The sequence below is a fragment of the Occallatibacter savannae genome, from assembly GCF_003131205.1.
Taxonomy (GTDB): Bacteria; Acidobacteriota; Terriglobia; order Terriglobales; family Acidobacteriaceae; genus Telmatobacter; species Telmatobacter savannae.
Map to the genome: position 1 here is coordinate 800,940 of NZ_QFFY01000002.1, position 22,490 is coordinate 823,429.

Below are 22,490 nucleotides of genomic sequence, written 5' to 3' on the forward strand. Positions count from 1 at the left end.
GGGAGAGGAATCTGCCACTATGAATTTAGAAACCAACGAAGATATTCGACCGGCTGAGAAGCATCCGAAACTCGCTGAGATCAGGGCCATCGATTCTGCGAATCCCCCGTCGGAGAGAACCATTATGCTACCCCCTGCAAAGGAGCCGTTGATGAAACGCCTGATCCGCTGGATCTGCCCGGATCAGCGCGTTGCGAACCGTCACACCATGCCACCTCTCATTGCGTGGCTCGGGATGGTGCGCTCGTCCAAGGAATATAAGATAGGCGACGTCAGCGTGGCTGGCTTTTACATGATTACCGAGGAACGCTGGGTACCCGGCACCTCGTTTCCTGTAACCCTCGAACGCACGGACGATGGCGGTATTGGGCGGAGCCTGACCGTTCAGGCGTCGGTCGTGCGAGCCGGCGATGACGGGGTGGGATTCACCTTTCTTCAGGATGCAGCCGAACAGGAGGCAGAAGGTCCGACTGGGTCCAACAGCCGAGTCGATCTCACCAAACTGGCTCAATTCCTCAAGGGCCTGCCTTTGGCCGCCGATTCCAGCCAGTTCGAGCGCGCATCGTGACCTCCGTCTACAGGGTCCGTGCCGACATTTGGTTCTGAGCTCCGCATCTTTGTTACCTTGTAAAGGAAGGCACCAGCCCGCCTTGTTGAGCGGGAGGGGAACTGGCTCTGTAAGAGCACGTACCCTCAAACTCAACCATCGTTGTGTCTTCCATTCAGAACACCACCCCTAAAGCACGAGGAGGTGCAACATCCTTCTCGCAGCGCTCGCGGGCGTGCTGTCTATCGAGGAGCAATCTGTGAAGCGTGTTTTAGTTTGCGGTGCCGGCGGATTCATCGGGAGTCATCTCGCAAAGCGTCTGGCCAGTGAGGGATTCTGGGTCCGTGGCGTGGACCTGAAACATCCAGAGTTCTCCCAGACTGCCTGTCACGAGTTCATCCAGGCCGATCTCCGCGACCCGCAAGTGGCGCACCGGGCAGTAGACAGCATTGAGGACGTCTACCAACTCGCGGCAGATATGGGAGGAGCCGGGTACATCTTCACCGGCGACCATGATGCGAATGTGATGCACAACTCGGCCAGCATCAATCTCAACATTCTGGAAGAGGGCCGCAAGGCAGGAGTGAAGCGGTTCTTCTACTCTTCGTCAGCTTGCATCTACCCTGCCTATAACCAGGAAGACCCAGATAATCCGGTCTGTTCGGAAGCTTCTGCCTATCCCGCGGCGCCAGATAGCGAATACGGATGGGAGAAGCTATTCAGCGAGCGCCTGTATGCCGCATACTCCCGCAACTACGGTACCGAGATCCATGTGGCTCGTTTCCACAATATTTTCGGGCCCCAGGGTACCTGGCAAGGCGGCCGCGAAAAGGCGCCTGCGGCAATCTGCCGCAAGGTGGCAGAAACTCCCGACGGGGGCGAAATCGAAATCTGGGGCGACGGGAAGCAGACGCGTTCGTTCCTCTATATCGACGAGTGTGTGGAGGGAGTGCGGCGATTCATGGACTCCGGTTTCGCCGGTCCAGTAAACATTGGCTCGGAAGAGATGGTTTCGATCAATCAGCTTGCCGAGATGGCAATGCAGATTGCCGGCAAAAAGCTTCGCATCCGCCACATTCCCGGGCCGCTCGGTGTGCGCGGGCGCAACTCCGATAACAGGCTCATCTCTGAGAAACTCGGATGGGCTCCGTCCCGCCCTCTGAAAGAAGGCCTTCGCAGGACCTTCGAGTGGATCAACAATCAAGTCAAAAATCGAGTAGCGAGTATGGCCTCGTAGTCGCCAGGGGAAAAACCAAACTTTAAAAGGCCCGGATCACCTCCGGGCCTTTTAAAGTTTCTAGCTCTCGAGCGTCTGGGGCGCAAAACTCTCCGGCTGAGACGAGCCGACGCCCGCATCGAAGTACTACATGCGATTCGAAGGTATTTCCCTTTCGGAGCCCAGATGAAGTTCTTCGCTCCGTTGCTCCATTTTCTCTTCCATATCGGGTACTTCGGACCGCTTGTGATGGGGATCTTAGACTCGTCTTTCCTCGTGTTGCCGTTCGGCAATGACCTCGTCGTTGTTGGGCTTGTGGCGCAGCACCCGAAGGGAATAGCGCTGTATGTCATCTCGGCTGCAGTCGGTTCGTGTCTCGGTGCAATCCTCCTCGCACTGGTGTCGCGCAAACTCGGCGAAGAAGGCATTCGGAGAATTGCCGGAGATCGCCGCTATGAGAAGCTGAGAAAGCGTGTGGGAGAGCGTTCCGCGATCGCGGTGTTTCTTGCAGGAATTGCACCGCCCCCGTTTCCATTCACAACCGTGATTGCGGCCGTTGGCGCCCTAGACTACCCGATATGGCGCATTATCGCGGTCAACTTTCTCGCGCGGGGATTGCGGTTCACGATTCTCGCAATCCTGGCGCTCAAGTTCGGCAAAGCTGTACTCGAAATCGCGAAATCGCCAGCTTTTGAATGGACGATGATCGGGTTCATTGCAATCTGTGTGATTGCTAGCGCGGTTTCCATCTGGAACTGGGTGAAGAAGAAGCCGCAGGGCGAGGCGCGGAAATCAGCGACTGCATGAAGCGCTGGCCTCTACTGGCAAGCTTCTTGTGGCTTCCTCCCCACAGGGGTGAGAAGAGGCGAAAACCATGAGGTTGCTAGTGACCCTGGGTCAGCTCCCAAGGCCTTTTCCCGATTAACTCCTGATCCTGTTCGCGACCGCGGAGGCGGTCGTACTCGTAGAGATCGCTGGTGGTGCCGAGAGACTGGTTGTACAGGCTGATGCCGCCGATGGCCTGCGTGAGCTCTTCCTGGAACTGATGGATGGCGTGGAGCTGTGCGGCGGTCGCGGGGAACTCGAATTCGTCCGTCTTGATGAATTTCTGGTAGCCGCGATCGAGAAGGCGCGCGATGTGGCCGCGGACGAGGATGCCGGGGCCCTCGAAGAAGGTGGCCGGACCGCCTTCGGGATTCGCCGCGGGGACCAAAACGGCAGCAGCGCCGTATTTTGCAACGAGGGTGCCGTTGGGGGTTCCGTTGAAGGCGGAGACCTCGAACCCGCGCTCGCGGAGGGTTCCCATGCACTGGTCGAAGGTGGGGCGCACTGGCTTTTTTGGCATCGGCTTAATCCTTTGTTTTAGGGTCGCATAGCTGCAGGGGCGGTCGCAAACGGGGATGAGGTCAGATCTCCCGTCGTCGTTTCCCATGTCTCCCAAAGAAGGAAACATGGGCACCCGGCCGATATTGCACGGTCCGAACTGCGTTTGGCGGGTGGTATTCTCGAAGTCCGCTTGGAATGGCCCAAAAACCTCGGAGGCGATGATGAAGAAGATTTTTAGTGGTTGGATTTGCGTGGTGGTTGCAGTTGCTTCTGTGATGGCGTGTGAGAAGTCGCAGGCGCAGGAGCGCGGACGCGGCGACCAGCAGTTTTCAGTGGCGACTGTGTGCGGAGACTATGGTGCAGTTGCAACTTACGGACCCAACATTGCGCGGGCTCTCGGATTTGAGGTGATGGACGGGCGCGGCAACATACACGGAGCAGCGACTGCGAACCAGCCCGGTCCGAGCAGCACGACGCGGAGCATCAGCCAGATCGGGATTTCGGGAACGTACACGGTGAACGCCGACGGCCGAGGGACGATGAATCTGGTGATCGCGCTTCCGGGCGGCGCGACGGCGAATGTCGCGGCGGATTTCGTCATCACGAAGACGAAGGTGGTCAACGGTGTACTGATTGCGACCCAGATTGAGGACATGCAGCAGGTATCAAGCGCGGTGATTGATGACTCGAGTCTGGTGATTCATACCTACACGCTTCGGCGAGATCTGAAGCCGTGCTTTGCCGGACACTAGTGGCGGAAATCTAAGTAGGAAACTGTTCTTTACAAGCGCGGGGACCGGGACTATGCTTCGGCCACGTCCCAGATCACCCGCGCTTCGTACTTGAGGACCTCCCCCCGGGGTTGCAAGTGATCTCCGCGAAAGCCAGGAGGTTACGCATGAAAATCAGACCGATCCTTTGTGTTTCGCTATTAGCTGCTGGAGTCGGCATTGCTGTTGCGCAGGACTCGAGCGAGATGAAACCACCCGCCGTGATCCAGATCAACCGTGAATGGCTGAAGCCAGGCAAGAGCGGAGCCGTGCACGACAGATCTGAGGCAGCTTTTGTGAACTTGATGAACAAGGGCAAACTGCAGGGCCACTATATAGCTCTGACCTCGATGTCGGGCAAGTCGCGGGCTCTTTACATGACGCGGTATCCGTCGTTTGAGGCTTGGGAGAACGACAACAAGGTCTTTGCGACGAATGCTTCGCTGGGGGCGGAACTGGATCGCGCGATTGCTGCCGATGGAGAATTGCTGGAGGGTATGGACTCGGCGGTACTTGTCTACGACGACGATTTGAGTTTCCACCCGCGTCCTGACTTTTCGCATGCACGGTACTACGAGGTGACGGCATTCCACGTGAAGCTTGGGCACGACAGGCAGTTCCATGAGCTCACGAAGTTGTACAAGGAAGCCTGCGAGAAGGCCGGCGTCAATACACACTGGGGAACCTACGGATTGATGTACGGCGGCCAGGGCGGTATATACCTATCGTTCACGCACAGGGATTCACTCGCCGAGATCGACCGGGAGATGGCGGCAGTCAACAAGATGTGGGCAAGTATGGACAGCGAGGCTGCGGCCAAGCTGAATCAAATGCTCGGCGAGACGGTGGAGAGCGTGCAAACTGAGCTGTTCTCCATCAATCCGAAACAAAGCTATGTGGACGAGGCGACGATGAAGGCCGATGCGGACTTCTGGAAGCCGAAGGCCCCCAGATCGGCTGTGGCGGCAACCGCAAAACCTGCACCTGCGGCCGCTACGAAACCTGCATCGCGCTGAGATGTTGAAGGGTTAGGGCCCGGTTTGGTGCAAGGACGGCTGCGGTTTGCGCCGGGGCCGTTCTTCTGTTTGTTAACCTAAGAGGGCGCTGCTAACTAGCGTCGAGCGGCTTTTCCGAATCGAAAGAGCGCTCCTGATTCTCCAATGAATGAGATCAAATTCTGATGGCTATTGCTACCGAACCGACCACTCTGCCTGAACTTACGACCGATGATTTATCCCGCTATTCGCGCCACCTGATTCTGCCCGAGGTGGGCATGGAAGGTCAGCGCAAGCTGAAGGCTGCCAAGGTGCTGTGCGTGGGCACGGGCGGACTCGGTTCGCCCCTGGCGCTTTACCTAGCTGCGACGGGAATCGGTACCTTGGGGTTGATCGATTTCGACGTAGTGGACGCGAGCAATTTGCAGCGGCAGATCATCCACTCGACGAAAGACATTGGGCGGAAGAAGCTGGACTCGGCTGCGGACAAGTTGACGGCGCTGAATCCGGCGCTGAACGTGGTGAAGCACGAGACGATGCTGTCGAGCGCGAATGCGCTGGAGATCCTGAAGGACTACGACATCGTTGCCGACGGAACGGATAATTTTCCGACGCGCTACCTGGTGAACGATGCAAGCGTGCTTCTGCGGAAGCCCAATGCGTATGCGTCGATTTTCCGGTTCGAGGGGCAAGCAAGCGTGTTCGGAATGGAGGATGGGCCGTGCTACCGGTGCTTGTATCCGGAGCCGCCACCGCCTGGGCTGGTGCCGAGCTGCGCCGAAGGCGGCGTACTAGGTATCCTGCCGGGACTCCTGGGCGTAATCCAGGCGACGGAAGTGATCAAGCTGATCCTGGGCAAGGGAAGTCCGCTGATCGGGCGGTTGTTGCTGGTGGATGCGCTGGGGATGAAGTTCCGCGAGCTAAAGCTGAGGAAGAATCCGGAGTGCCCGGTTTGCGGCGAGAATCCGACGGTGAAGGAGCTGATCGATTATCAGCAGTTCTGCGGGATCATGCCGGAGTCGAAGGAAGACAAGGCCGTGAAGAACGGGATTCCGCAGCTCACGGTGAAAGAGCTGAAGCGCCGGCGCGATGCGGGCGAGAGCGTGTACCTGCTGGATGTTCGCGAGCCCTATGAGTATCAAATTGCGCAGATCGGCGGGACGCTGATTCCGCAGAATGATGTGCCGAACCGGCTGAGCGAGATTCCGAAGGATCGGGAGATTATCGTGCAGTGCCGGTCGGGTGCGCGTTCGCAGAAGATTGCGGAGTTCTTGAAGCAGAGTGGCTATCCCCAGGTGGTGAATCTGGCAGGTGGGATTCTGGCGTGGAGTGACGAGATCGACCCCAAGGTGCAGAAGTACTAGTCGAATCCGGATCACCGGTCCCCAACTGCAAGAGACGGGCCCCCGAAATCGTAAAGGGTAAAGCAATGGTCAAAATCAGTGTGCTGTATCCGAGCAAGCCGGGGGACCGGTTTGATGTGGATTACTATATTGGTGTTCACATGCCAATGGCGAAGCGGCTGCTCGGGGACGCGGTGAAGGCGATCTCGATTGAGATAGGAATTGGTGGGGGTGAGCCAGGAGCACCCGCGCCGTACGCCGCGATTGTGGGCTTCACGTCCGAAACGGTTGAGGCGTTCACCGCGGCGTTTATGCCTGTGGTTGGGCAGCTTCAGGGAGACATTCCGAATTACACCAACATCGAGCCGGTTATCCAAGTCAGCGAGATTCGAGAGATCTAGACTGCTTTGAAAGCGAGAAAAACGCCGGCTTTGCGCCGGCGTTTTTTTGGTATTGAAATGAGGGTTACCGCGCCATTTCCACGGCACCGGTGGATTTGGCTGGCTCTGGAGCGCCTTTGCCGTTCTCGTCCATCTTGCCGAAGATCATCTTGCCGCTGGCGGTCTGAAGAACGCTCGTGACGGAGATTTCGACGGCGCGGCCGATCATTTTCCGCGCATGATCGACGACGACCATCGTACCGTCATCGAGGTAGCCGACGCCCTGGTTGTATTCCTTGCCTTCCTTGAGGATGAGCACGTGCATCTTCTCGCCCGGCAGAACGACTGGCTTGAGCGCGTTGGCTAGGTCGTTGATGTTGAGGACCTCGACGCGATGAAGATGAGCAACCTTGTTCAGGTTGAAGTCGTTGGTGACGACTTTGGCCTCCCACTTCTTGGCGAGTTCGAGAAGTTTGAGATCGACTTCACGTATCGATGGGAAGTCGTCTGGGACGATCTGGACCTGAATGTTGGGACTGGACTGCATGCGCTGCAGCATGTCGAGACCGCGGCGACCGCGCTGGCGCTTGGAGCCGTCGGTCGAGTCAGCGACAACCTGGAGTTCGCGAAGCACGAATTCGGGAACGACCATCATGCCATCGATAAATCCAGCTTCGGCTATGTCGGCGATCCGGCCATCAATGATGACGCTGGTATCGAGAACCTTGGCTGACTTGCGCGAAGGGCGTTCGCCTGCGAAAAGGTTTCCGAGTGCAGCAGGGTTGAGCAGGTCTCCCTTGCTGGCGCCGACAAGCAGGCCGACGTAGGTCATCAACAGCAGGACGAAGATCTGCAGCACCGCCGACGTGGACGGACTGAGAGGAGCGGAACGCAGCACGAGGCAGAAGAGCGCCGCACCGAAGATGCCGAGCACGCTTCCCGCGACTGCGCCAATCAGACGGCGAAGCGTGAGTGCACGTACTCGAAACTCGAAAACGATGACAGCTGCGGCGGCCAATGCACCGCCAAGTGCTGCTTCCCAGCCCTTCGCTCCGAAAGGCTGAAGGAAGTAGCAAACCGACGAGAGCAAGACAACGAAAAGAAGCCGAACAAGGACGAGATCCATACAGAGCCTGCTTCCACTGGCGTCAGGAAATACACCAGTTTTAACACGATGGCGAGTATGCCCATCGGCCCTTTACATCGTCAAGAGGGCGGCGGTCACCAGAATGGGCACGGACGACACTGGCGTGTGCGTTACTCCGGTCCATCCCGGCAAGCTCACGGATTTGCCCTTTCGAATTGACATTAGGAGGCTACGGCCAGCTCGGCGCTGACCAGGCGAGAGATGCCTTTGCGGGGGCCGCGTTTGCGAGCGCTCATAATCTTTACGCGCTCGAGCAGTTCCTGCGGCGAGCAGGTCTTCTTTGCGAGCAGAGCGTCGGCGCCGTGTATCTGGCCGTTCATCTTTTGAGGGTCGCCGAGGATCACCATGGGAATGTGGGATGCAATATGTTTGAGCTTATGGACTAACTGGTCGCCGGTCATCTGAGGCATGGCGTGATCGACCAGGACGAGGTCGATTTGATTGTCGGCAAAGAGGGCGATTGCATCCGGGCCGTTGGTAGCAGCCAGAACGCGGTATCCGTTGGTGGTGAGCATGAATTTGAGAACGGACAGATCCTGTTCGTTATCGTCTACGCAAAGTATCACTTTTTTGGGGCGCATCGTGTTGGTCCTGCTCCTGTCGTAGAGATCTGTTGGTCCGGAGTTGAGCGCACAGCAGCGATGCCCGCTTGTTATGTCGGGTAGGCTCGTCAAAGTCCGGGGCCGTCGGCCGCGCAGGAGTCCTGCATGGAAAATGGGCGCACTGGTTCGCTGAGGGCTCGCGCGTTTTGATGAAGAACGCGACCCCTTCAGGCGACTCCTGTGGCAATCATTCCCTTGGAAGGAGAACCTTTTGCGGTCAGATTGTGTTTGAAGCCGTTATGAAAACCGGAAGATGATCCGGTTGAATTTCGTTCAATGCTTGGGCAAGAGTACGGATTGCGGAGGACCGTGAAAAGAGAGAATAGGAAGCGAAAATCTGCACGAAACTGATCTTGAAACAAAGGAAAAAACGTCAGAATGAATACATTGAGTAACTTGGACTGATTAAATTCTGTTGAAAAGCGTGTGTATTACGGCAGGAAAATGGTTCCCTTTGCAACTGGAACGGTGCTGCCTGCGACGCGGACATTCGTAACTTTGCCGTCAAGTACATCGGCAGCTAGAAATAAATCGCTTGTGCGGCCAATTTCGACACCCTGCTGCACGTGAATTTGTTTGCCCGCAGTGACGATTTTGTGACCCACAAGATAGCTGATGGCGCATCCAGCTGCTGAGCCGGTGGCTGGATCTTCACCGCCGTAAAACTGCATGCGCGCGCGCCATGCAGGAGCATCTCCGCCGGTGGGACCCATGACGTAGAACCACCGGCCGCCGTGCTCGCGAAGATACCGGGTTGCTGGCTCTTGGTCTACGCGCAAGCGGTAGAGGGGCTCGTGCGACCGTAGCGCCACGATGGCGAACGCGGTGCCGGTGGAGACGATCTGTGGTGGGACGGCTGGGTGGAGATCTTCAGCGCGCAGACCGCAGAGGCGGGCGACCTCGCATGGGTCGAGCTGATCCAGGAACTCGGGATTGCGTTGCGTCATCTCGCCGAAGAGGGTTTCAGTTTTGAAGCGTACGGGAATGGGGCCGACGTTCAGGGCTAAGAGGACGGTGTGGTCGATGAGGAGTTCAGGAGCGTGCTGTTTGAGAACGCTCGCAGTGCCGAGGGTCGGGTGCCCGGCGAAGGGGAGCTCTTCCTGAGTTGTGAAGATTCGGACGCGGACACCTTCTCGCTTCTCAATCGCGGGGTCGCGGCGCTGGATGAAGGTGGTCTCGGAAAGGTTGAACTCGCGCGCGATGGCCTGCATGCGCTCGGTACGCAGTCCCATGGTGTCAAAGACGACGGCGAGGCCGTTCCCCTGGAGCGGAGTTTCGGTGAACACGTCGACAATGTGGTATTTGAGTTGTGTCGGATAGCCCAGCGAGGTCATGAGCCATTATCAGGCGAAGACAGGTCTGGTTTTACAGAGAATGTCGGGAAGACCATGAGGTTCGCAGGCATGATTGAGGGCATCGCTCTTATGGACGTCGCGGCGACCTGGATCTTGCAGCGTTTCAACGTGCTGCTGGGATCCTGAATGGGCGACCTGCCGCGTGTTGGCGAGCCTTTCGCGCCGCTTCCGCTGCGAGGCCCTCGCTTCGTTCCAAGTACGCCTATTTCTCTCCGAGCTCGTAGGGGATGGCGAAACGGCCGATCTGGAAGACTGCCTTTGATGAAGGAGGCCAGATCTGAAGCTGCGTAACGGTGCGGTTGCCGGCCATGATATGAGCATCGGTAGTGCCGATGAGATTTCCGGTTGCCGCTTCGTTAAAGTGCACATTCAGCACGTCGCCAGAGTGCGTATAGCCGAAGACGTATTCTCCTGGCCTGAGGCTGACTCCGCCAATCTTGATGGGCCATTGCACGACAAGATAATGCGAGTATTTGCCTTCGGCGCTATAACCGGCGGTGATCAGAACGACTCCAGCTATGGAGTGTCCTTTGCCGTCAACAATGCCGCTGGCTGTGCGCATTTCGGTTTCGATGTGCTCCTTGATCACCGGCGCGCGCGCCGGCAGCAGGGAGCCAAGTTCCGAACTGGTGGCTTGGCGCCACGCTGGGTTCTGCGCATGCAGGCTGAACGCGAAGGTAAGGGCGAGGAGTACGAAAAGAGAGAAGCGCTTCATGGTCACCTTATGGTTTCTGCTTGCGGAGAGATTCGAGAGGAACGATGCCGCGCTGAATGGCTGCGGTTGCAGCCTGGGTGCGGTCGGTTACGCCGAGTTTGCCGAGCAGGCTATTGATGTGGGTCTTGACGGTGGCTTCCGAGATGTCGAGAAACGAGGCAATCTCCTTGTTGCTGCGTCCATGCACGATCTGCTCGAGAACGTCGAACTCGCGCGGCGTCAGTTCTTCAGTACCCATGCGCTCCGCTAATCGCTGAGCGATAGCGGGTGGTATGTGAGACTTTCCGGAGTGCACCGCGCGAATGGTAGTCACGAGGTCATCCGTCGTCATGCCCTTAAGCAGATATGCCTTGGCGCCAGCTTGAAGGGCGCGGTAGATGTCCTCGTCGCCATCATAGGTGGTCAGAACAATGAAGCGCGCCTGAGGTGTCTCCATGCGGATGCGCTGGATGACCTCGACGCCAGTGAGCCGGGGCATTCTCAGATCGATCAGCGTGACGTGAGGCTGATGCTTGCGGATCTGCGTAATAGCGTCGACGCCATCGGCTGCTTCGCCTACAACTTCGATGCCGTCGACCACGTTGAGCAGAGCTACGAGGCCTTGGCGAACTACGTGATGATCTTCGACAACGAGAACGCGGATGGTTTCTTCGGCTGCCATCAGGACTCCATTCCTTCTTTGATTTCTGCGGCGCGGGCGTCTTTGGGTGCAGTCAGGTGCAGGTGCACGGTCGTGCCTTTCCCGGATTCGCTTACGACATCCAGTGTGCCCCCGATCAGCTCGGCACGCTCATGCATGCCGGTCAGTCCATAGTGTCCCGCCGGGGATGATCCGTTACTGGCAGCAAATCCTCGGCCGTCGTCTCTGACGATGAGGGCGACTTCGGCGGGTCCGTATTCGAGTTGCACAGTAAGGTGCTTTGCTCCGGCGTGCTTCTTCACATTATGGATTGCCTCCTGACCGATGCGGAGCATTTCGCGCTCGGTGCCCGGAGGCAGCTGCCGGTAAGCGCCGTAAAGGCTAAAGGTGGCTTCGAGGCCGTGCCCGTTGGCGTTCTCGGTCGCGCGGCGCAGCTGGACGGGCAGCGTTGTCTCGCCGGTGTCCTGTGAGCGGAGAGCCCAAATGGATTGGCGCGCGTCGGCGAGGCCTTCTCGAACGTGCTGGCGCGTCGTGTCCAGATGGTGGATCGCCGCTTCGGCTTTGTTGTGCCGAAGGAGTTCGGAGAGCACTTCCAATTGGACCGAAACGCCCACATAGCCTTGTGCGAGAGTGTCGTGCACCTCGCGTGCGATCCGGTTGCGCTCGGCGAGGACAGCACGAAACTCTCGTTCGGCACGGAGCAGACGCAGTCGAAATGCGAGGAAGACGAGGGCAGCAGCGAAGGCGAGGAGGAGCAGGTAGAACCAGACCGTCTGGTAAAAGTGTGGGCGGAGTTGGAACGCGAGAGAGGCGCCGGAGTCGTTCCAGAGGCCGTCGTTGTTGGCGGCTTGGACGCGGAAGGTGTAGGTGCCGGGGGGGATGCTGGTGTAGTAGGCGGAGCGGCGGGATCCGGCTTCCGTCCATTGGTGGTCGAAGCCCTCGAGCATGTAGCGGTAGCGGACCTTCTGCGGTGCGGTGAAGCTGAGGCCGGCGTAGTCGAACTGAAAGTGGTTGTGTCCCGCAGGCACCTTGAGAACATCACCGTTGAGCGGCTGATCGACATCGTCTACCGCAAAATGGATCAGGGCTACGGGAGGAGGGACAGTGTTGACAGGGAAGTGGGCGGGGTCCACTTCGACGAGGCCCTTGGGCGTGGCAAACCAGAGAAGGCCGTCGTGCGAGCGCCATGCGGAGGGGTGACTATTGGTGGCCATCTGTCGGGTGCGAAGTCCGTCGGCGGGGCCGAATTCCATCCCGTGAGAGCAGCCGCCGTTCTTGCTGCAGTCCCATCGGGCGATACCGTTCGCGGTGGCAAACCAGACGTGCCCTTTTTCGTCGTCGAGTATGGCGTGGATCGTGGTCTGGCCGTGGTCGGGGTTTTCGACGGGAGAGAAGGACTGGCCGTTCCAGAGATTCCAGCCGTGATCTTGTGTGCCGATGAGCAGATCGCCGTTCGCGCGTGAAAGTAGCGAAGTGATGATGTTGCTGGAGAGGCCATTGGTCGTGGTGAAGTTGGTGATCCGTGGATTTATGCTTCCGGCTAAGCGGGAGAGGCCTGCGAGAGTGGCAACCCAAAGGCTGCCCTTTGTATCGCGGGCCATGGCGCCGACGAGGTCGCTTGCGAGGCCGGTTGATTGCGTGTAGGTGTCGATGTGTGGGTTGCCGCCGCTGAACTCCAGGTGCGCGAGGCCGCGCCGCGTGCCGATCCAGAGGGAGTTGTCCGCATCTACGTGAAGCGAGCGGATGAAGTCGTCAGGCAGGCCTTCGGCAGTGGTGTAGGGGATGATTGTGCCGCGGTGGAGGCGGTTGAGGCCGTCGGGGGTGCCGACCCAAAGGTCGCCATCGGGGGCGGCGGCGAGGGAGAGGATGATGTCGCTGGTAAGGCCGTCGCGGACGGTGTAGGTTTTCGTCTTTGCGAACGCTGCGCCGGAACGGGTGACGGCGTTGAGGCCGTAGCCGCTGGTTCCGACCCAGAGCGTCCCTGCGGCGTCTTCGACGACGGTGGTGGTGGAGTCGGAGGAGAGGCCATCCCGGGCGCCGAGGGTCCGGAAGCGCTCGTCGCGGAGGATGTGGAGGCCGTTTGATTCGGTGCCAACCCACAAATTGCCTTCGTGGTCTTCGAGGATGGAGAGGATGGAGGCGGAAGCAAGGGGGTCGGTGAGGGGAAAACGGTCGAGCTTGCCGGAGGCGTAGCGGACGAGGCCGTTGTTGGTGCCAATCCAGAGGGAGCCGGAGCGATCGGCGAAGGCGGTCTGGATACGGGTGCCAGGAAGGTCGTGACCGATCGTGAACGCCTGCTGATGACGGGTCTTGCCGGTGACCGTGATGGCTGTTCTGCTGACCACGGCGTTTCCGTCGTCGGAGAGCGGGCCCGTGAAGAGATAGCCCGAGTCGTTGAAGGACGCTGGGGCTACGTGAGAGTCCTTCAGCGCGACGGCTCCGGTCTGCGTGACGACGAGGATCGATCCGTCGGGCGCCAGCTTGAGCGAACGGATGGAGTTCGACGGAAGGCCGTTGGCCGTGGTGAACGTGTTGATCGCGCCGTTCAGCAGACGGGAGAGACCGTCGGTAGTCCCGATCCAGAGCGCGCCGTCGGGAGTGGTGAGGAGCGACTGGATGTCGTTGCCGGGGAGGGCCGGCTTTGAGTTCTGGTCGTAGGTGACGAAGCTGTTGCCGTCGAAGCGGACGAGGCCGATCTCGGTGCCTATCCAGAGAAAGCCGTCGGTGGTTTGGGCGAGGGCCTGAACGGTGTTCTGCGGCAGGCCGTTCTCCATCACCCAGGATTGGCGGCTGTAGCTGGCCAGCGGAGTACCGGGCTCGAGCGCGCGGCTCGCGGAGACTGCGGACAGAACAAAAGCGACAACCCAGAGGCTGCGAAGGGGCAGGGATGCAGTCGAGACCTGATTGGGGCGAGTGCGTGTCGGGTTCGAATCAGCTCGCGTCAAGGTGACTGGATCCAGTGCTCAAAGGAACGCTGATTTGATTATGAGGTCTGGAACGAGTTTAGAGATAAGTGCTTCTATTTGTTTGGGAAGTTCTCAATCCATTGGTGGAGGTGGGGGTCGTTCGAACGACTCAAGACGAGGGGCCGGGGTAGAGCTACTCTGATGCTGCCTCCTGAAATGGTTTGGTACATCTCTGGCAAAGAGATCTTTAGGGCGGACCGACACGGTCCGCCTTTTTTATGGACGTTACGCGCGTGCGGACAGCGGGGCCGTTTCGGCCGGTGGCGGTGGCCGATGGTTACTCGCCGTTCAGCAGAGAATGCTGTAGAGTCTTCGGTAAGTTCATTCCAGACGAATAGCTGCGGGCCGGCCGGCGCCAGGGGAGGCACGATGACTCCGGATTTGGGTGCGAAACGGGACTTGGACCTCGACGATTTGATGGATGTGCCGATCGCGGCACCTGAGCGCCGATCGGACGACGAGGAGGATGATTCCTCTCTCGTGATGGGGCGGCAGAGACACTGCGTCGACTGCGGCTCGGCGATTCCGGACGGCGCGAAGTATTGTCCATCGTGCGGGCGGGAACAATGAACTGTCCTTCCTGCGGCGCGCCGATGCGGCTCAATGACGACGAAGACTGCCTGAAGTGCGACTACTGCAAGAGCGTGTTCTATCCCTCGAAGGACGATGAGGGAGTGAGCGTGCTGGAGGTGGAGTCGGGCGAAGAGTGTCCGGTCTGCACCGTGCCGCTGAAGCACGCGGCGATGGCGAAGATCCGCATCCGCTACTGCACGAAGTGTCACGGAATGCTGATCCCGATGGGCGCGTTCCTGGCGCTGGTCGAGACGCTGCGCGCGGGCGATCCGGGAACGTTGATTTCGCCGACTCCGGACCGGCACGATCTGCTGCGCAAGATCGGGTGTCCGCACTGCCATCGCAAGATGGATACGCACTTCTACAACGGGCCGGGGAATGTGATCATCGACGACTGCGAGCACTGCGAGCTGAACTGGCTCGATCACGGCGAGCTGATGCGGATCGTGCGCGCGCCGGACTACTCGGAGAGACAAGCGCAGTAAGCAGGAAACACAGGCCTTTGCTAATGGCTCTCGCGGGCTTACACTGGCGAGCAAGGTCAAGCCATGACAGAGATTCCCCGGCACAAGTGCATGGTTTACGACGGGCCGGCGAACTGGGCCCTCCGGCCGGTCGCGCTGGCGCTGCGCAAGCAGTTGCTCAAGAACTACCGTTGCATCTACCTCAACAGCGAACAGATGGTCGCGGCGTTTCTGTCGAGCCTGCGCGCGGAGGGCGTCGAGGTCGATGCTGAAATTCGGCGCGGAAGGCTGGTGGCGTCTTCGGCGAGGCCACACCTCATTGACGGCCGGTTCGAGATCGACGCGATGCTGGACAGCCTGAATACCGAATACGACCGTTCGATCCGGGACGGGTTTGCGGGGCTGTGGGCGACGGGCGACATGACCTGGGAGATGGGACCGGACCAGGACGTGACGAAGCTGCTGAAGTATGAGTGGGGCCTCGAGAGCTTCATCAACGCTCATCCGCGGTTCGGTGGAATCTGCCAGTACAACCGCAACACGCTGCCTGCGGGCCTTGTGGAGCGGGCATCGGGCGCGCATCGGGCAATCTTCGTCAACGAGACGCTGTCGATGCTCAATGCGCAGTTCACGCCGCTGGGGCAGTGAAGCCAGGAGCCAGTTGCCAGTTGCCAGTAGCCAGGAGCCAGTAGCCTGTAGCTGGTAGCTGGTAGCCAGCGGTCAGTGTCGGCGTTCAGTGTGCAATGGGGGCCCCTCCCCCCTGGGGTATGCCTTGGTGAACAAGTGCCCTTTTTGTTGGGCTTACGGCGGATGGGCGGCCGCAGGTGTATCTACCCAATGGACTTAGCTGTAAGTGTATCTTCTCGAAGGCCTTAGAGGCCGTTTCCAGCTCTTCTGACGCCTTTCGCTCCCTTTTCCTCTCTGAAACTCGGGCTCGGCGGGTCGAGTGTGTCGAGCTTGATCTGAGTATGCGCTTTTGGGTGGTAATTGACTGCAAGGGAAAAGGTGATTTTGGACACAGCTGACGAGGGGATCAGGGGACAGACAGAGAACAGAGATCAGCTGTCAATGTCAGGGATCCTGGCTTTTGTTGAGCTGATACCCCCCTCCCGGGGTGGCTATTGAAATCAGTGGCTTACAGCTCAGAATCGGGCTAAATTACTGAAGACAAAGGCTAAGTTGCTTAAATTATCTCGAATCAATCGCTTACGTTTCAGGCTTGAGTTTTTGAGGCTGGTCCCCCTCAACTGAGCGGCAACGGGCAGTATCGCTGTCCGGAGCGTTCAAGCACTACCTCTCTATTGTGCGCCGAAAGGTGCTAATTCACTGCAAAACGGGGAGCAGAATTCAGTGGTCAGTGGTCAGGGCTGGATGCCAGTTGCCAACTGCGAGATGCCGAAAGCAAAAACTGAAGGCTGAGAGCTGACAGCTGAGAGCTGGTCACTGAGCACTGAGCACTATTCCAGCTTCAGGTGGGTGAAGGTGGAGTCGAAGTCTTTGCCGCCGGTGGGGGCGCAGCACATGACGCCGACCTGGACTGGATTCTGTTTGGGGAAGTAGCCCATGCGAACGGAGAGGTATTTTTCGCCGTCGAGGGAGCAGAAGGTTTCGATGGAGTCGTTTTTGCGGACGAGGCGCCACCAGACGGGGGCGGTCTGGGAGAGGTCGGGGAGCGTGGAGCCGTCGGAATAGGTGCGGGTGAAGACGACCGAGGCGGAGCGCTTGCCGTCAATGAATTCGGTGCCGCAGCGCATCCAGTTGTCGGCGTCGATGCGGACCATGAGGCCGTTCTGGTCGTACTGGGTGGCGAAGTTTCCGTTGCAGAGGGCGGTGAATTTGAAGTCGCCGGAGGCGGGGAGGTGGAAGAAGTGTCCCGTGTCGGCGGCGTAGCCGTCGTATGTTTTCTGCCAGAAGTCGGTTTTGGGTTTGCTGCGGACGATGAGTTCGCCGCCGTTGATTTTGCTGGAGGCGGGCGGGTTGAACCATGTCATGCGGGAGAAGAGGTCGTCGCCGGCGGGCGGGGTGGGTTGGGATTGGGGCTCGATGGCGATGGCGGGGAGGTTGGGGAGACAGAGCGCTCCGGCTGCGAGCGCGGAGCGATGCAGGAGATGGCGGCGGGTGATTTGCATGAGGGCCCTCGGAGGTCGGGATCAGAGTCGTATCTGAATTTATCAAGGAAATGAGGGAAGTACTGAAACGGTCTGATGGCGGAGATCACAGTAAGCAGCATTTCTTGTACTTCCGCCCACTCCCACACGGGCATAGCTCATTGCGCCCTATCTTGTGGCTTTTTTTGACGGACGAGGCCATGTTCATGGTCGAACCAGTTCTTGGCATCTCTCTCAAAATGCGTTCCATATTCTGCTCTTGAACCCACGGGAAATCCAGACTGACGCCGAATCGAACGGAGGCATCCGGAGCGAGACAAATACCGTACCAACGCTCAGCCCTTGCCTTGTACTTTCGAACGAGACAATGGTTTTCGAGCTTGGGACCGGCTATCGCGATCGATGCATTGTTGCAATGCACAGTTAAACCATCCCGACTTTCACCCATAGGGATGGTGAGATCGTGGTGATCGCGGTCGATCGATGATCGACGAGTCATCGAGTCGATCGCCTCGCTCAGGTTGACCGCCGCATTCTCACTCAACTTCAACAAGGCAAGCCCGAGATTGATGGTCCCAGGGTGTGGTCGAGATTCTATCTCTGCTATGATTGCGCCGACTCTTGTGTGCTTCAGCCTTGTTAAAATCCCGTCTGGGGTACGTGCGCCAGGTCTCCCCTCGCGCCTAACCAACATCGACAGGTCTAAATCGGCCGCGGCATCGTCCCCTAGTTGGATAAGGTTGTATTTCTTGTCGAACCAAAGGTTGTGTTTGAGGTGATAGGACAGAACTGTCAACTCGTGCCCGGCCAAGATCTTATCCTGATAACCTGTTCGTCGATTGACGTAGCTCAGGAAGTAGAGGGGAGTATCTAACATCTCCGACATCACATCTAACGTGAAGATATCGAGAACAAACGGTGGTTGGACCTTGTCGTGCTCTTCGAATTTCAAGAATTCGTGAACTTGGAAACTCAGCGCCGGATAGTGATCTGAGACTACGCAGAACAAATAAATCTCCGTCAGTTTCTGCGGAACTTCGAATCTAGTTCCATCGTTTGCAATGAGAATTTGGTTCGGAATGAGTAGCGCCCTTGCGCATGCCGCAGCTTGGTCGTAAGAATCCTGAACACTCTTTTTGAAATCATTTCGGATGAGGTTGTCATTTCCCTTCCGAGCCTCCAAAGTCAGGCGTTTTGACTTGGCCTGCACAACAATAGCGCGGTTTCCGAAAAGCACGAGCGTGTCGATTTCATCCTTTCCCTTGACGTTGGGGAACCTAACATTCGAAAACACCGACTTCTGTCCGAAGACTGTCTGTAGCCTTGCCAGAGAGAATTCCTCAACGAACTTGCCTCGATTGCGGAAGGCAGTTTCGCGATAAGTCGCATCGTCGAGCATCCAGAAAAAGGGGGACTCATAAAGCGACTGCTGTAGTGTGTACTGTTCAAGCAATAGGAAACGACCCTCGTCGGCGCGAATGATTGGCATGGCCGATGCAACATTGAAGTCATCGATCGCACGAAAGCTCCGATTTTCATGGCCATCAGGCAGGACGAAGGCGTTCACAACACATTCAACCAAGGTCGTGTCCAAGCCTGAGAACTTTGAAAGCTCCTCATTCGTGAATAAAAAGTACGGCAAGAGTGTCCATTCGCTGTTATTACGGTTCGCGAGTTCGGGAAGTGCATCAGTGAACTTCTCGTTCTGAAGTTCAATGAGCGCTTTGACGACGTCTCGAGCTTGTTCGATTGAGAACTTCTTGTGCTGCTCAAGCCATGCGTTATCGCTCTTGTACTTTGGCACCGAAAGGTCGCGGAATTGGAATGAATAAGCAGATTCCCCGCAATAGAAGATCGGTTCTCGTAAGTTCTCTCCCTTTTGAAATGGATTTGTTCTGTCACCTGACGCGAAGAGACTTTTCATTTGATCAATTGTCGGAGCAAACATCGCCTCATGAAGCTCTTTGAGGAGTTCTTCAGTCTTGTCGATGTATTGCTGCGTATCGCGTGGATTTGGTAATGTCCAATCAATTTTCTGTTGGATCATGAGTCCGATGAGAGTAGAAGTCTCAGTGCGGATGAGTCGCTCCGGGGAGAAGAGATGCATAGTGTCCTCGACCCGCATTTCGTCCACGTAGGGAATGATGCTATCTCGGAAACAAAAATAAGCAAGCGCGTGTACATAACCGGGAGACGTGCAGAGGGAGGAGAGTTCTTGAAAAACTTGGCCTTCGGTTCGCATAGTTAGGCTTCCGTTATCAGAAGAGTACTGCGCGTGGCCGCGAACAGAGTGTAGAAGCAGATTCTTCGCTTACCACCCCCAGACTGAAGAAAACGTCTGGGGCCCCGTGCGCTCAGAATGACAGCCTTGTCTAGATAGTTGAGGTTCGTCGAGGTGCGAGCATCGCTCCCTGGTCCCCAAGTGCGAGGGATCCTTCGACTCCGCTCAGGACGGGCACCCGGCACAGGTCGGAAAAGCAGATTCTTCGCTTACCACCCCCGGACTGAAGAAAACGTCCGGGGCCCCGTGCGCTCAGAATGACAGCCGTCTTGTAGGTGTGTGCGCATCTGGGTTGGCACTGGACTGGGGGTATCTTGTGCGGGAAAGTGCTGTAGGATCAGGGTGGAGCGGTGGGTATGAGTGTGAAGGCCCTGTATCCCGGGACGTTTGATCCGCCGACGAACGGGCATATTGACCTGATCCAGCGTGGGGCGAAGCTGTTTGAGCATCTGACGGTGGCGGTGCTGCGGAATCCGATCAAGAATCCGCTGTTCACGGTGGATGAGCGGGTGGAGATGCTGACGGAGTCGACGGCGGCGATCGGGAATGTGAGCGTGGCGACGTTTGACGGGCTGATGGTGGATTTTGCGCGTCAGCTGGGGGCGACGGCGGTGCTGCGGGGGATTCGCGCGATTTCGGACTACGAGCATGAATTTCAGATGGCGCTGATGAATCGGCGGCTGGCGCCGGAGATTGAGACGGTGTTTCTGCAGCCGGCGGGGCGGTACTCGTTTGTGAGCTCGCGGATGGTGAAGGAAGTGTTCAGCTTTGGGGGCGATGTGGCGGGGCTGGTGCCGCCGAATGTGTTGAAGAGGCTTAAGGGCAAGGGACTAGGGACGTAGGGACTAGGGACTAGCTGTTAGCCGTTAGCTATTAGCTATTAGCTATTAGCTTCTAGCTCGTAGCCGGTAGCTAAAAGCTAAAAGCTAAAAGCTAAAAGCTAGAAGCTAAAAGCCGAAAGCTGAGAGCTGAGAGCTGAAGGCTCAGGGGCAAGGGACTTGGGACTAGGGACATAGGGACTAGGGGCTCGGCGGGAGGTTCTGGGGTGTCAGACTTTGTTGCACTGAAGCCGGAGTCGATTCAGCGGGAGATTCGGAACACGCTGTTTGGGGATGTTCCGCTGAAGGATGTGGTGCGGGCGCATCCGAAGATGACGCTGGCGGAGCCGTGGGCGGCGTTCAAACGGGCTCGGGATTTGCGCGATGCGGGGGATGTGGAGGGCGCGAAACGGGAGCTGCGGCCGGTGGTGCGGACTCCGGATGTGGAGACGCGGATCTTTTTGCAGGCGTGGCACTCACTGCGGGAGCTGGGCGAGAAGCCTCCGGCGGACCAGGCGAAGGAGGTGCTGGGGATTGTGGTGGAGGTGGGCATGCCGAAGGGGTTGGATATTGTGGCGGCCTATCGCGATCACCGGGCGCGGTACTTCAATTATGGCGGGGCGGGCGTGCTGTGGGAGCGGCGGGACGAGACGCTGGATGGGCTGATTGACGAGCTGCTGCAGGCGGGGAGCGTGGTGGCGAGCGCGATTCCGGCATGGACGCAGCCAAAGCCTCCGGAGCCGAAGAAGGGGAATGTGCGGATCAATCTGCTGACGCCGAGCGGGATTCACCTGGGGCAGGGTCCGACAGAGGCGCTGAACCAGGATCCGATGGGCGGGCCGATTCTGTCGGCGGCGTATGGGCTGATGAAGAGGCTGGTGGAGTTGAGGACAGTGGTCAGTGAACAGTGATCAGTTGCCAGTAGCCAGTAGCCAGTTGCCAGTTGCCAGTTGCCAGTTGCCAGTTGCCAGTTGCCAGTCTTTGATCGGTTGCCTGCGGCGCGGGTGTGCGGAATTCGTTGGTAATGAGGGAATTCCCGGGGCGCGTAAGTGCTATTTCGATGAGGCGAGAGAGGGCTTAAGGTGAGTGCAGTCCACTAGCCCATGGACTTGCTGGAAGGGCCCGCAGTGTTCGGCCATGATGACGCGGGCCTTTCTGCTTTTTGGTCGCGAATCGGATCTACGCAGGGTGGTTGGCGGCGTGGAACTCTGATGCGATGCGCACAGTGAGCGCGATGAATGCGCGGCTGGCGGGGCGTCAGGCAGATGCGCGGTTGTCCCGGACGGATCGCGAGAACCAAGTGACGAGCGAGTTCTCCACTTCAAAGTAGGCCAGGCGCCAGGGCTCGCAGACGTGAGCCGTCTCAGGACATTTCAGATCAGCCTCGCGGGTGGAACTTGCGATGGTGGCGATGCAACGTGGGCAGATGGAGTCAACGGAGCCGTCGCGGTTGCGACGGTGGGGGTACTGCATAGGGAAGCCTCAAAGTTGGTTGAGATGTGTTCAGCGTAGCAATGAATGAGATCGGTTGCAAGTTGGGGAAATCCCCAGTTTTTGCGGGTTTTACGGCGGATCTGCGCACTAAAACGATGCAGCAATAGAGTTGGCGCAGGGTTGAGGAAAACGGTTCGGGGCGGATTTTTTTCGCACACGGTGCGGGGTGTGGGACAGGGGCTGCGTGTCTGTCATCAGGTGCTCTGCGCTGCGCGCGCGGTTCGGTCATCTCCGCTGCGCGCGCGAGGCGGTGTGGAACTGGTGATGGATGACGAAGGGGCGGTGGAAGAGCCCGAGTACGAGAAGGAAGGCAACGACCACGGTGGCGAGCAGGCCGAGTACGAAGAGTCGACATGAGGCTTGCGCGCGGTGGTCTTCAGAGTTCATCAGCAGTCCAGGTTGCGAATCCAGGTTGCGGAGTCCAGGTTCGGCGCGTGCGGTGATGCGGGTGCGGGTTTTCTGGTGCTTGCGGAGGAGCGTCAGCTTGCGTGCAGCTGTTCCATGTCGCGGGCCAGGTCTTTGCGCAGTGCGACGAGAAGCGGACGGCGGCTGTCGGTGCCGGTGGCTTCCTGCCGGTAGACCTCGGGTTGAAGGCGCTCGATCGTGGTTCTGATCTCTTCGATTTCGTGCAGCAGGTGAGTACGCTCTTCATGCGACATAGAGCACTAGAACCGGGCTGGGGGATTTAGTTTCGGGAAAATCGAGAGTAGATGGTGGGGATTCGGGGGCCGCGCGGTGAGCGCGAGGGTG

At 58.3% G+C, this 22,490-nt stretch carries 23 protein-coding genes; 13 read left to right on the forward strand and 10 right to left on the reverse strand.

The genetic code is table 11. The features are described 5' to 3' along the window. Positions 1-151: 151 nt before the first annotated feature. The 3 genes from DHV10_RS10830 (at position 152) to DHV10_RS10840 (ending at position 2,570) form a co-directional block, all read left to right on the forward strand. Positions 152-568 carry a hypothetical protein gene (locus DHV10_RS10830; protein ID WP_162601423.1) on the forward strand — a complete coding sequence of 139 codons (417 nt, stop codon included), beginning with the start codon at positions 152-154 and terminating at the stop codon, positions 566-568. Positions 569-806: 238 nt separating this feature from the next. Continuing rightward, the gene (locus DHV10_RS10835) at positions 807-1,784 is read left to right on the forward strand and encodes an NAD-dependent epimerase/dehydratase family protein (protein WP_109486551.1); all 978 of its coding nucleotides are present in this window, start codon (positions 807-809) and stop codon (positions 1,782-1,784) included. 165 nt (positions 1,785-1,949) lie between these two features. Then, positions 1,950-2,570, forward strand: coding sequence for a YqaA family protein (locus DHV10_RS10840; protein WP_109486342.1), 621 nt, complete (start codon positions 1,950-1,952; stop codon positions 2,568-2,570). A gap of 76 nt (positions 2,571-2,646) precedes the next feature. On the opposite strand, the gene DHV10_RS10845 is transcribed toward DHV10_RS10840, so the two are convergent. Further along, positions 2,647-3,108, reverse strand: coding sequence for a hypothetical protein (locus DHV10_RS10845; RefSeq protein WP_109486343.1), 462 nt, complete (start codon positions 3,106-3,108; stop codon positions 2,647-2,649). A 202-nt stretch (positions 3,109-3,310) separates the two neighbouring features. On the opposite strand from DHV10_RS10845, the gene DHV10_RS10850 reads away from it, so the two are divergent. From DHV10_RS10850 to DHV10_RS10865, 4 genes are all read left to right on the forward strand, one after another. After that, a complete protein-coding gene (locus DHV10_RS10850) occupies positions 3,311-3,841 on the forward strand; it encodes a hypothetical protein (protein WP_162601424.1) in 531 nt (176 codons plus the stop codon). A 146-nt stretch (positions 3,842-3,987) separates the two neighbouring features. Beyond that, positions 3,988-4,875 carry a hypothetical protein gene (locus DHV10_RS10855; protein ID WP_109486345.1) on the forward strand — a complete coding sequence of 296 codons (888 nt, stop codon included), beginning with the start codon at positions 3,988-3,990 and terminating at the stop codon, positions 4,873-4,875. Positions 4,876-5,039: 164 nt separating this feature from the next. Then, positions 5,040-6,218, forward strand: coding sequence for a molybdopterin-synthase adenylyltransferase MoeB (gene moeB, locus DHV10_RS10860; protein WP_109486346.1), 1,179 nt, complete (start codon positions 5,040-5,042; stop codon positions 6,216-6,218). Between the two features lie 65 nt (positions 6,219-6,283). Continuing rightward, positions 6,284-6,598: an EthD family reductase gene (locus tag DHV10_RS10865; protein ID WP_109486347.1), complete on the forward strand. Its 315-nt coding sequence runs from the start codon at positions 6,284-6,286 to the stop codon at positions 6,596-6,598. Between the two features lie 64 nt (positions 6,599-6,662). Here the strand turns inward: DHV10_RS10865 and DHV10_RS10870 are convergent, their stop codons facing one another. From DHV10_RS10870 to DHV10_RS10895, 6 genes are all read right to left on the reverse strand, one after another. Further along, positions 6,663-7,703, reverse strand: a complete 1,041-nt coding sequence (locus tag DHV10_RS10870; RefSeq protein ID WP_109486348.1) for a PIN/TRAM domain-containing protein — start codon at positions 7,701-7,703, stop codon at positions 6,663-6,665. 182 nt (positions 7,704-7,885) lie between these two features. Continuing rightward, positions 7,886-8,305: a response regulator gene (locus tag DHV10_RS10875; protein ID WP_109486349.1), complete on the reverse strand. Its 420-nt coding sequence runs from the start codon at positions 8,303-8,305 to the stop codon at positions 7,886-7,888. Positions 8,306-8,757: 452 nt separating this feature from the next. Beyond that, on the reverse strand, positions 8,758-9,660 hold the full coding sequence (locus tag DHV10_RS10880; RefSeq protein ID WP_109486350.1) for a PhzF family phenazine biosynthesis protein: 903 nt from the start codon (positions 9,658-9,660) through the stop codon (positions 8,758-8,760). Positions 9,661-9,883: 223 nt separating this feature from the next. Continuing rightward, positions 9,884-10,396 carry a hypothetical protein gene (locus DHV10_RS10885; RefSeq protein WP_109486552.1) on the reverse strand — a complete coding sequence of 171 codons (513 nt, stop codon included), beginning with the start codon at positions 10,394-10,396 and terminating at the stop codon, positions 9,884-9,886. A gap of 7 nt (positions 10,397-10,403) precedes the next feature. Next, complete coding sequence (locus DHV10_RS10890) at positions 10,404-11,057, reverse strand: response regulator (protein WP_109486351.1); 654 nt, start codon at positions 11,055-11,057, stop codon at positions 10,404-10,406. Beyond that, positions 11,057-13,981 (reverse strand): sensor histidine kinase, encoded by a 2,925-nt coding sequence (locus DHV10_RS10895; RefSeq protein ID WP_109486352.1) that lies wholly within the window; start codon positions 13,979-13,981, stop codon positions 11,057-11,059. Before DHV10_RS10895 ends, DHV10_RS10890 begins: the two co-directional genes overlap by 1 nt. A gap of 504 nt (positions 13,982-14,485) precedes the next feature. Here DHV10_RS10895 and DHV10_RS28260 point away from each other — a divergent pair. From DHV10_RS28260 to DHV10_RS10910, 3 genes are all read left to right on the forward strand, one after another. Next, complete coding sequence (locus DHV10_RS28260; protein ID WP_420818745.1) at positions 14,486-14,572, forward strand: zinc-ribbon domain-containing protein; 87 nt, start codon at positions 14,486-14,488, stop codon at positions 14,570-14,572. Further along, positions 14,569-15,060, forward strand: coding sequence for a zf-TFIIB domain-containing protein (locus DHV10_RS10905; RefSeq protein ID WP_109486354.1), 492 nt, complete (start codon positions 14,569-14,571; stop codon positions 15,058-15,060). The genes DHV10_RS28260 and DHV10_RS10905 overlap by 4 nt, the downstream gene beginning before the upstream one ends. Positions 15,061-15,123: 63 nt before the next feature. Further along, positions 15,124-15,687: an MEDS domain-containing protein gene (locus tag DHV10_RS10910; protein ID WP_109486355.1), complete on the forward strand. Its 564-nt coding sequence runs from the start codon at positions 15,124-15,126 to the stop codon at positions 15,685-15,687. Between the two features lie 809 nt (positions 15,688-16,496). Here DHV10_RS10910 and DHV10_RS10915 read toward each other — a convergent pair. Together DHV10_RS10915 and DHV10_RS10920 are read right to left on the reverse strand one after the other, a co-directional pair. After that, positions 16,497-17,168 (reverse strand): DUF1349 domain-containing protein, encoded by a 672-nt coding sequence (locus tag DHV10_RS10915; protein WP_109486356.1) that lies wholly within the window; start codon positions 17,166-17,168, stop codon positions 16,497-16,499. A gap of 85 nt (positions 17,169-17,253) precedes the next feature. Further along, entirely contained in the window at positions 17,254-19,389 is a 2,136-nt protein-coding gene (locus tag DHV10_RS10920) for an SEC-C metal-binding domain-containing protein (RefSeq protein WP_109486553.1), read from the reverse strand. Between the two features lie 395 nt (positions 19,390-19,784). On the opposite strand from DHV10_RS10920, the gene coaD reads away from it, so the two are divergent. From coaD to DHV10_RS10940, 3 genes are all read left to right on the forward strand, one after another. Further along, a complete protein-coding gene (gene coaD, locus DHV10_RS10925) occupies positions 19,785-20,270 on the forward strand; it encodes a pantetheine-phosphate adenylyltransferase (protein ID WP_109486357.1) in 486 nt (161 codons plus the stop codon). A 203-nt stretch (positions 20,271-20,473) separates the two neighbouring features. Continuing rightward, positions 20,474-21,157 carry a hypothetical protein gene (locus DHV10_RS10930; RefSeq protein WP_109486358.1) on the forward strand — a complete coding sequence of 228 codons (684 nt, stop codon included), beginning with the start codon at positions 20,474-20,476 and terminating at the stop codon, positions 21,155-21,157. Positions 21,158-21,860: 703 nt separating this feature from the next. Next, positions 21,861-22,097 carry a hypothetical protein gene (locus DHV10_RS10940; protein ID WP_162601426.1) on the forward strand — a complete coding sequence of 79 codons (237 nt, stop codon included), beginning with the start codon at positions 21,861-21,863 and terminating at the stop codon, positions 22,095-22,097. Between the two features lie 122 nt (positions 22,098-22,219). Here DHV10_RS10940 and DHV10_RS10945 read toward each other — a convergent pair whose 3' ends face one another. Next, entirely contained in the window at positions 22,220-22,399 is a 180-nt protein-coding gene (locus DHV10_RS10945) for a hypothetical protein (protein WP_109486361.1), read from the reverse strand. Positions 22,400-22,490 lie beyond the last annotated feature (91 nt).

What these genes read in the sequence shown, in the direction of transcription:
- DHV10_RS10945 (WP_109486361.1), bottom strand. Translation starts at nt 22,399, where the DNA reads ATGTCGCATGAAGAGCGTACTCACCTGCTGCACGAAATCGAAGAGATC.
- DHV10_RS10885 (WP_109486552.1), bottom strand. Translation starts at nt 10,396, where the DNA reads ATGAAGCGCTTCTCTCTTTTCGTACTCCTCGCCCTTACCTTCGCGTTC.
- DHV10_RS10875 (WP_109486349.1), bottom strand. Translation starts at nt 8,305, where the DNA reads ATGCGCCCCAAAAAAGTGATACTTTGCGTAGACGATAACGAACAGGAT.
- coaD (WP_109486357.1), top strand. Translation starts at nt 19,785, where the DNA reads ATGAGTGTGAAGGCCCTGTATCCCGGGACGTTTGATCCGCCGACGAAC.
- moeB (WP_109486346.1), top strand. Translation starts at nt 5,040, where the DNA reads ATGGCTATTGCTACCGAACCGACCACTCTGCCTGAACTTACGACCGAT.
- DHV10_RS10830 (WP_162601423.1), top strand. Translation starts at nt 152, where the DNA reads ATGAAACGCCTGATCCGCTGGATCTGCCCGGATCAGCGCGTTGCGAAC.
- DHV10_RS10855 (WP_109486345.1), top strand. Translation starts at nt 3,988, where the DNA reads ATGAAAATCAGACCGATCCTTTGTGTTTCGCTATTAGCTGCTGGAGTC.
- DHV10_RS10850 (WP_162601424.1), top strand. Translation starts at nt 3,311, where the DNA reads ATGAAGAAGATTTTTAGTGGTTGGATTTGCGTGGTGGTTGCAGTTGCT.
- DHV10_RS10865 (WP_109486347.1), top strand. Translation starts at nt 6,284, where the DNA reads ATGGTCAAAATCAGTGTGCTGTATCCGAGCAAGCCGGGGGACCGGTTT.
- DHV10_RS10920 (WP_109486553.1), bottom strand. Translation starts at nt 19,389, where the DNA reads ATGCGAACCGAAGGCCAAGTTTTTCAAGAACTCTCCTCCCTCTGCACG.
- DHV10_RS10880 (WP_109486350.1), bottom strand. Translation starts at nt 9,660, where the DNA reads ATGACCTCGCTGGGCTATCCGACACAACTCAAATACCACATTGTCGAC.
- DHV10_RS10845 (WP_109486343.1), bottom strand. Translation starts at nt 3,108, where the DNA reads ATGCCAAAAAAGCCAGTGCGCCCCACCTTCGACCAGTGCATGGGAACC.
- DHV10_RS10910 (WP_109486355.1), top strand. Translation starts at nt 15,124, where the DNA reads ATGACAGAGATTCCCCGGCACAAGTGCATGGTTTACGACGGGCCGGCG.
- DHV10_RS10870 (WP_109486348.1), bottom strand. Translation starts at nt 7,703, where the DNA reads ATGGATCTCGTCCTTGTTCGGCTTCTTTTCGTTGTCTTGCTCTCGTCG.
- DHV10_RS10905 (WP_109486354.1), top strand. Translation starts at nt 14,569, where the DNA reads ATGAACTGTCCTTCCTGCGGCGCGCCGATGCGGCTCAATGACGACGAA.
- DHV10_RS10840 (WP_109486342.1), top strand. Translation starts at nt 1,950, where the DNA reads ATGAAGTTCTTCGCTCCGTTGCTCCATTTTCTCTTCCATATCGGGTAC.
- DHV10_RS10890 (WP_109486351.1), bottom strand. Translation starts at nt 11,057, where the DNA reads ATGGCAGCCGAAGAAACCATCCGCGTTCTCGTTGTCGAAGATCATCAC.
- DHV10_RS28260 (WP_420818745.1), top strand. Translation starts at nt 14,486, where the DNA reads ATGGGGCGGCAGAGACACTGCGTCGACTGCGGCTCGGCGATTCCGGAC.
- DHV10_RS10915 (WP_109486356.1), bottom strand. Translation starts at nt 17,168, where the DNA reads ATGCAAATCACCCGCCGCCATCTCCTGCATCGCTCCGCGCTCGCAGCC.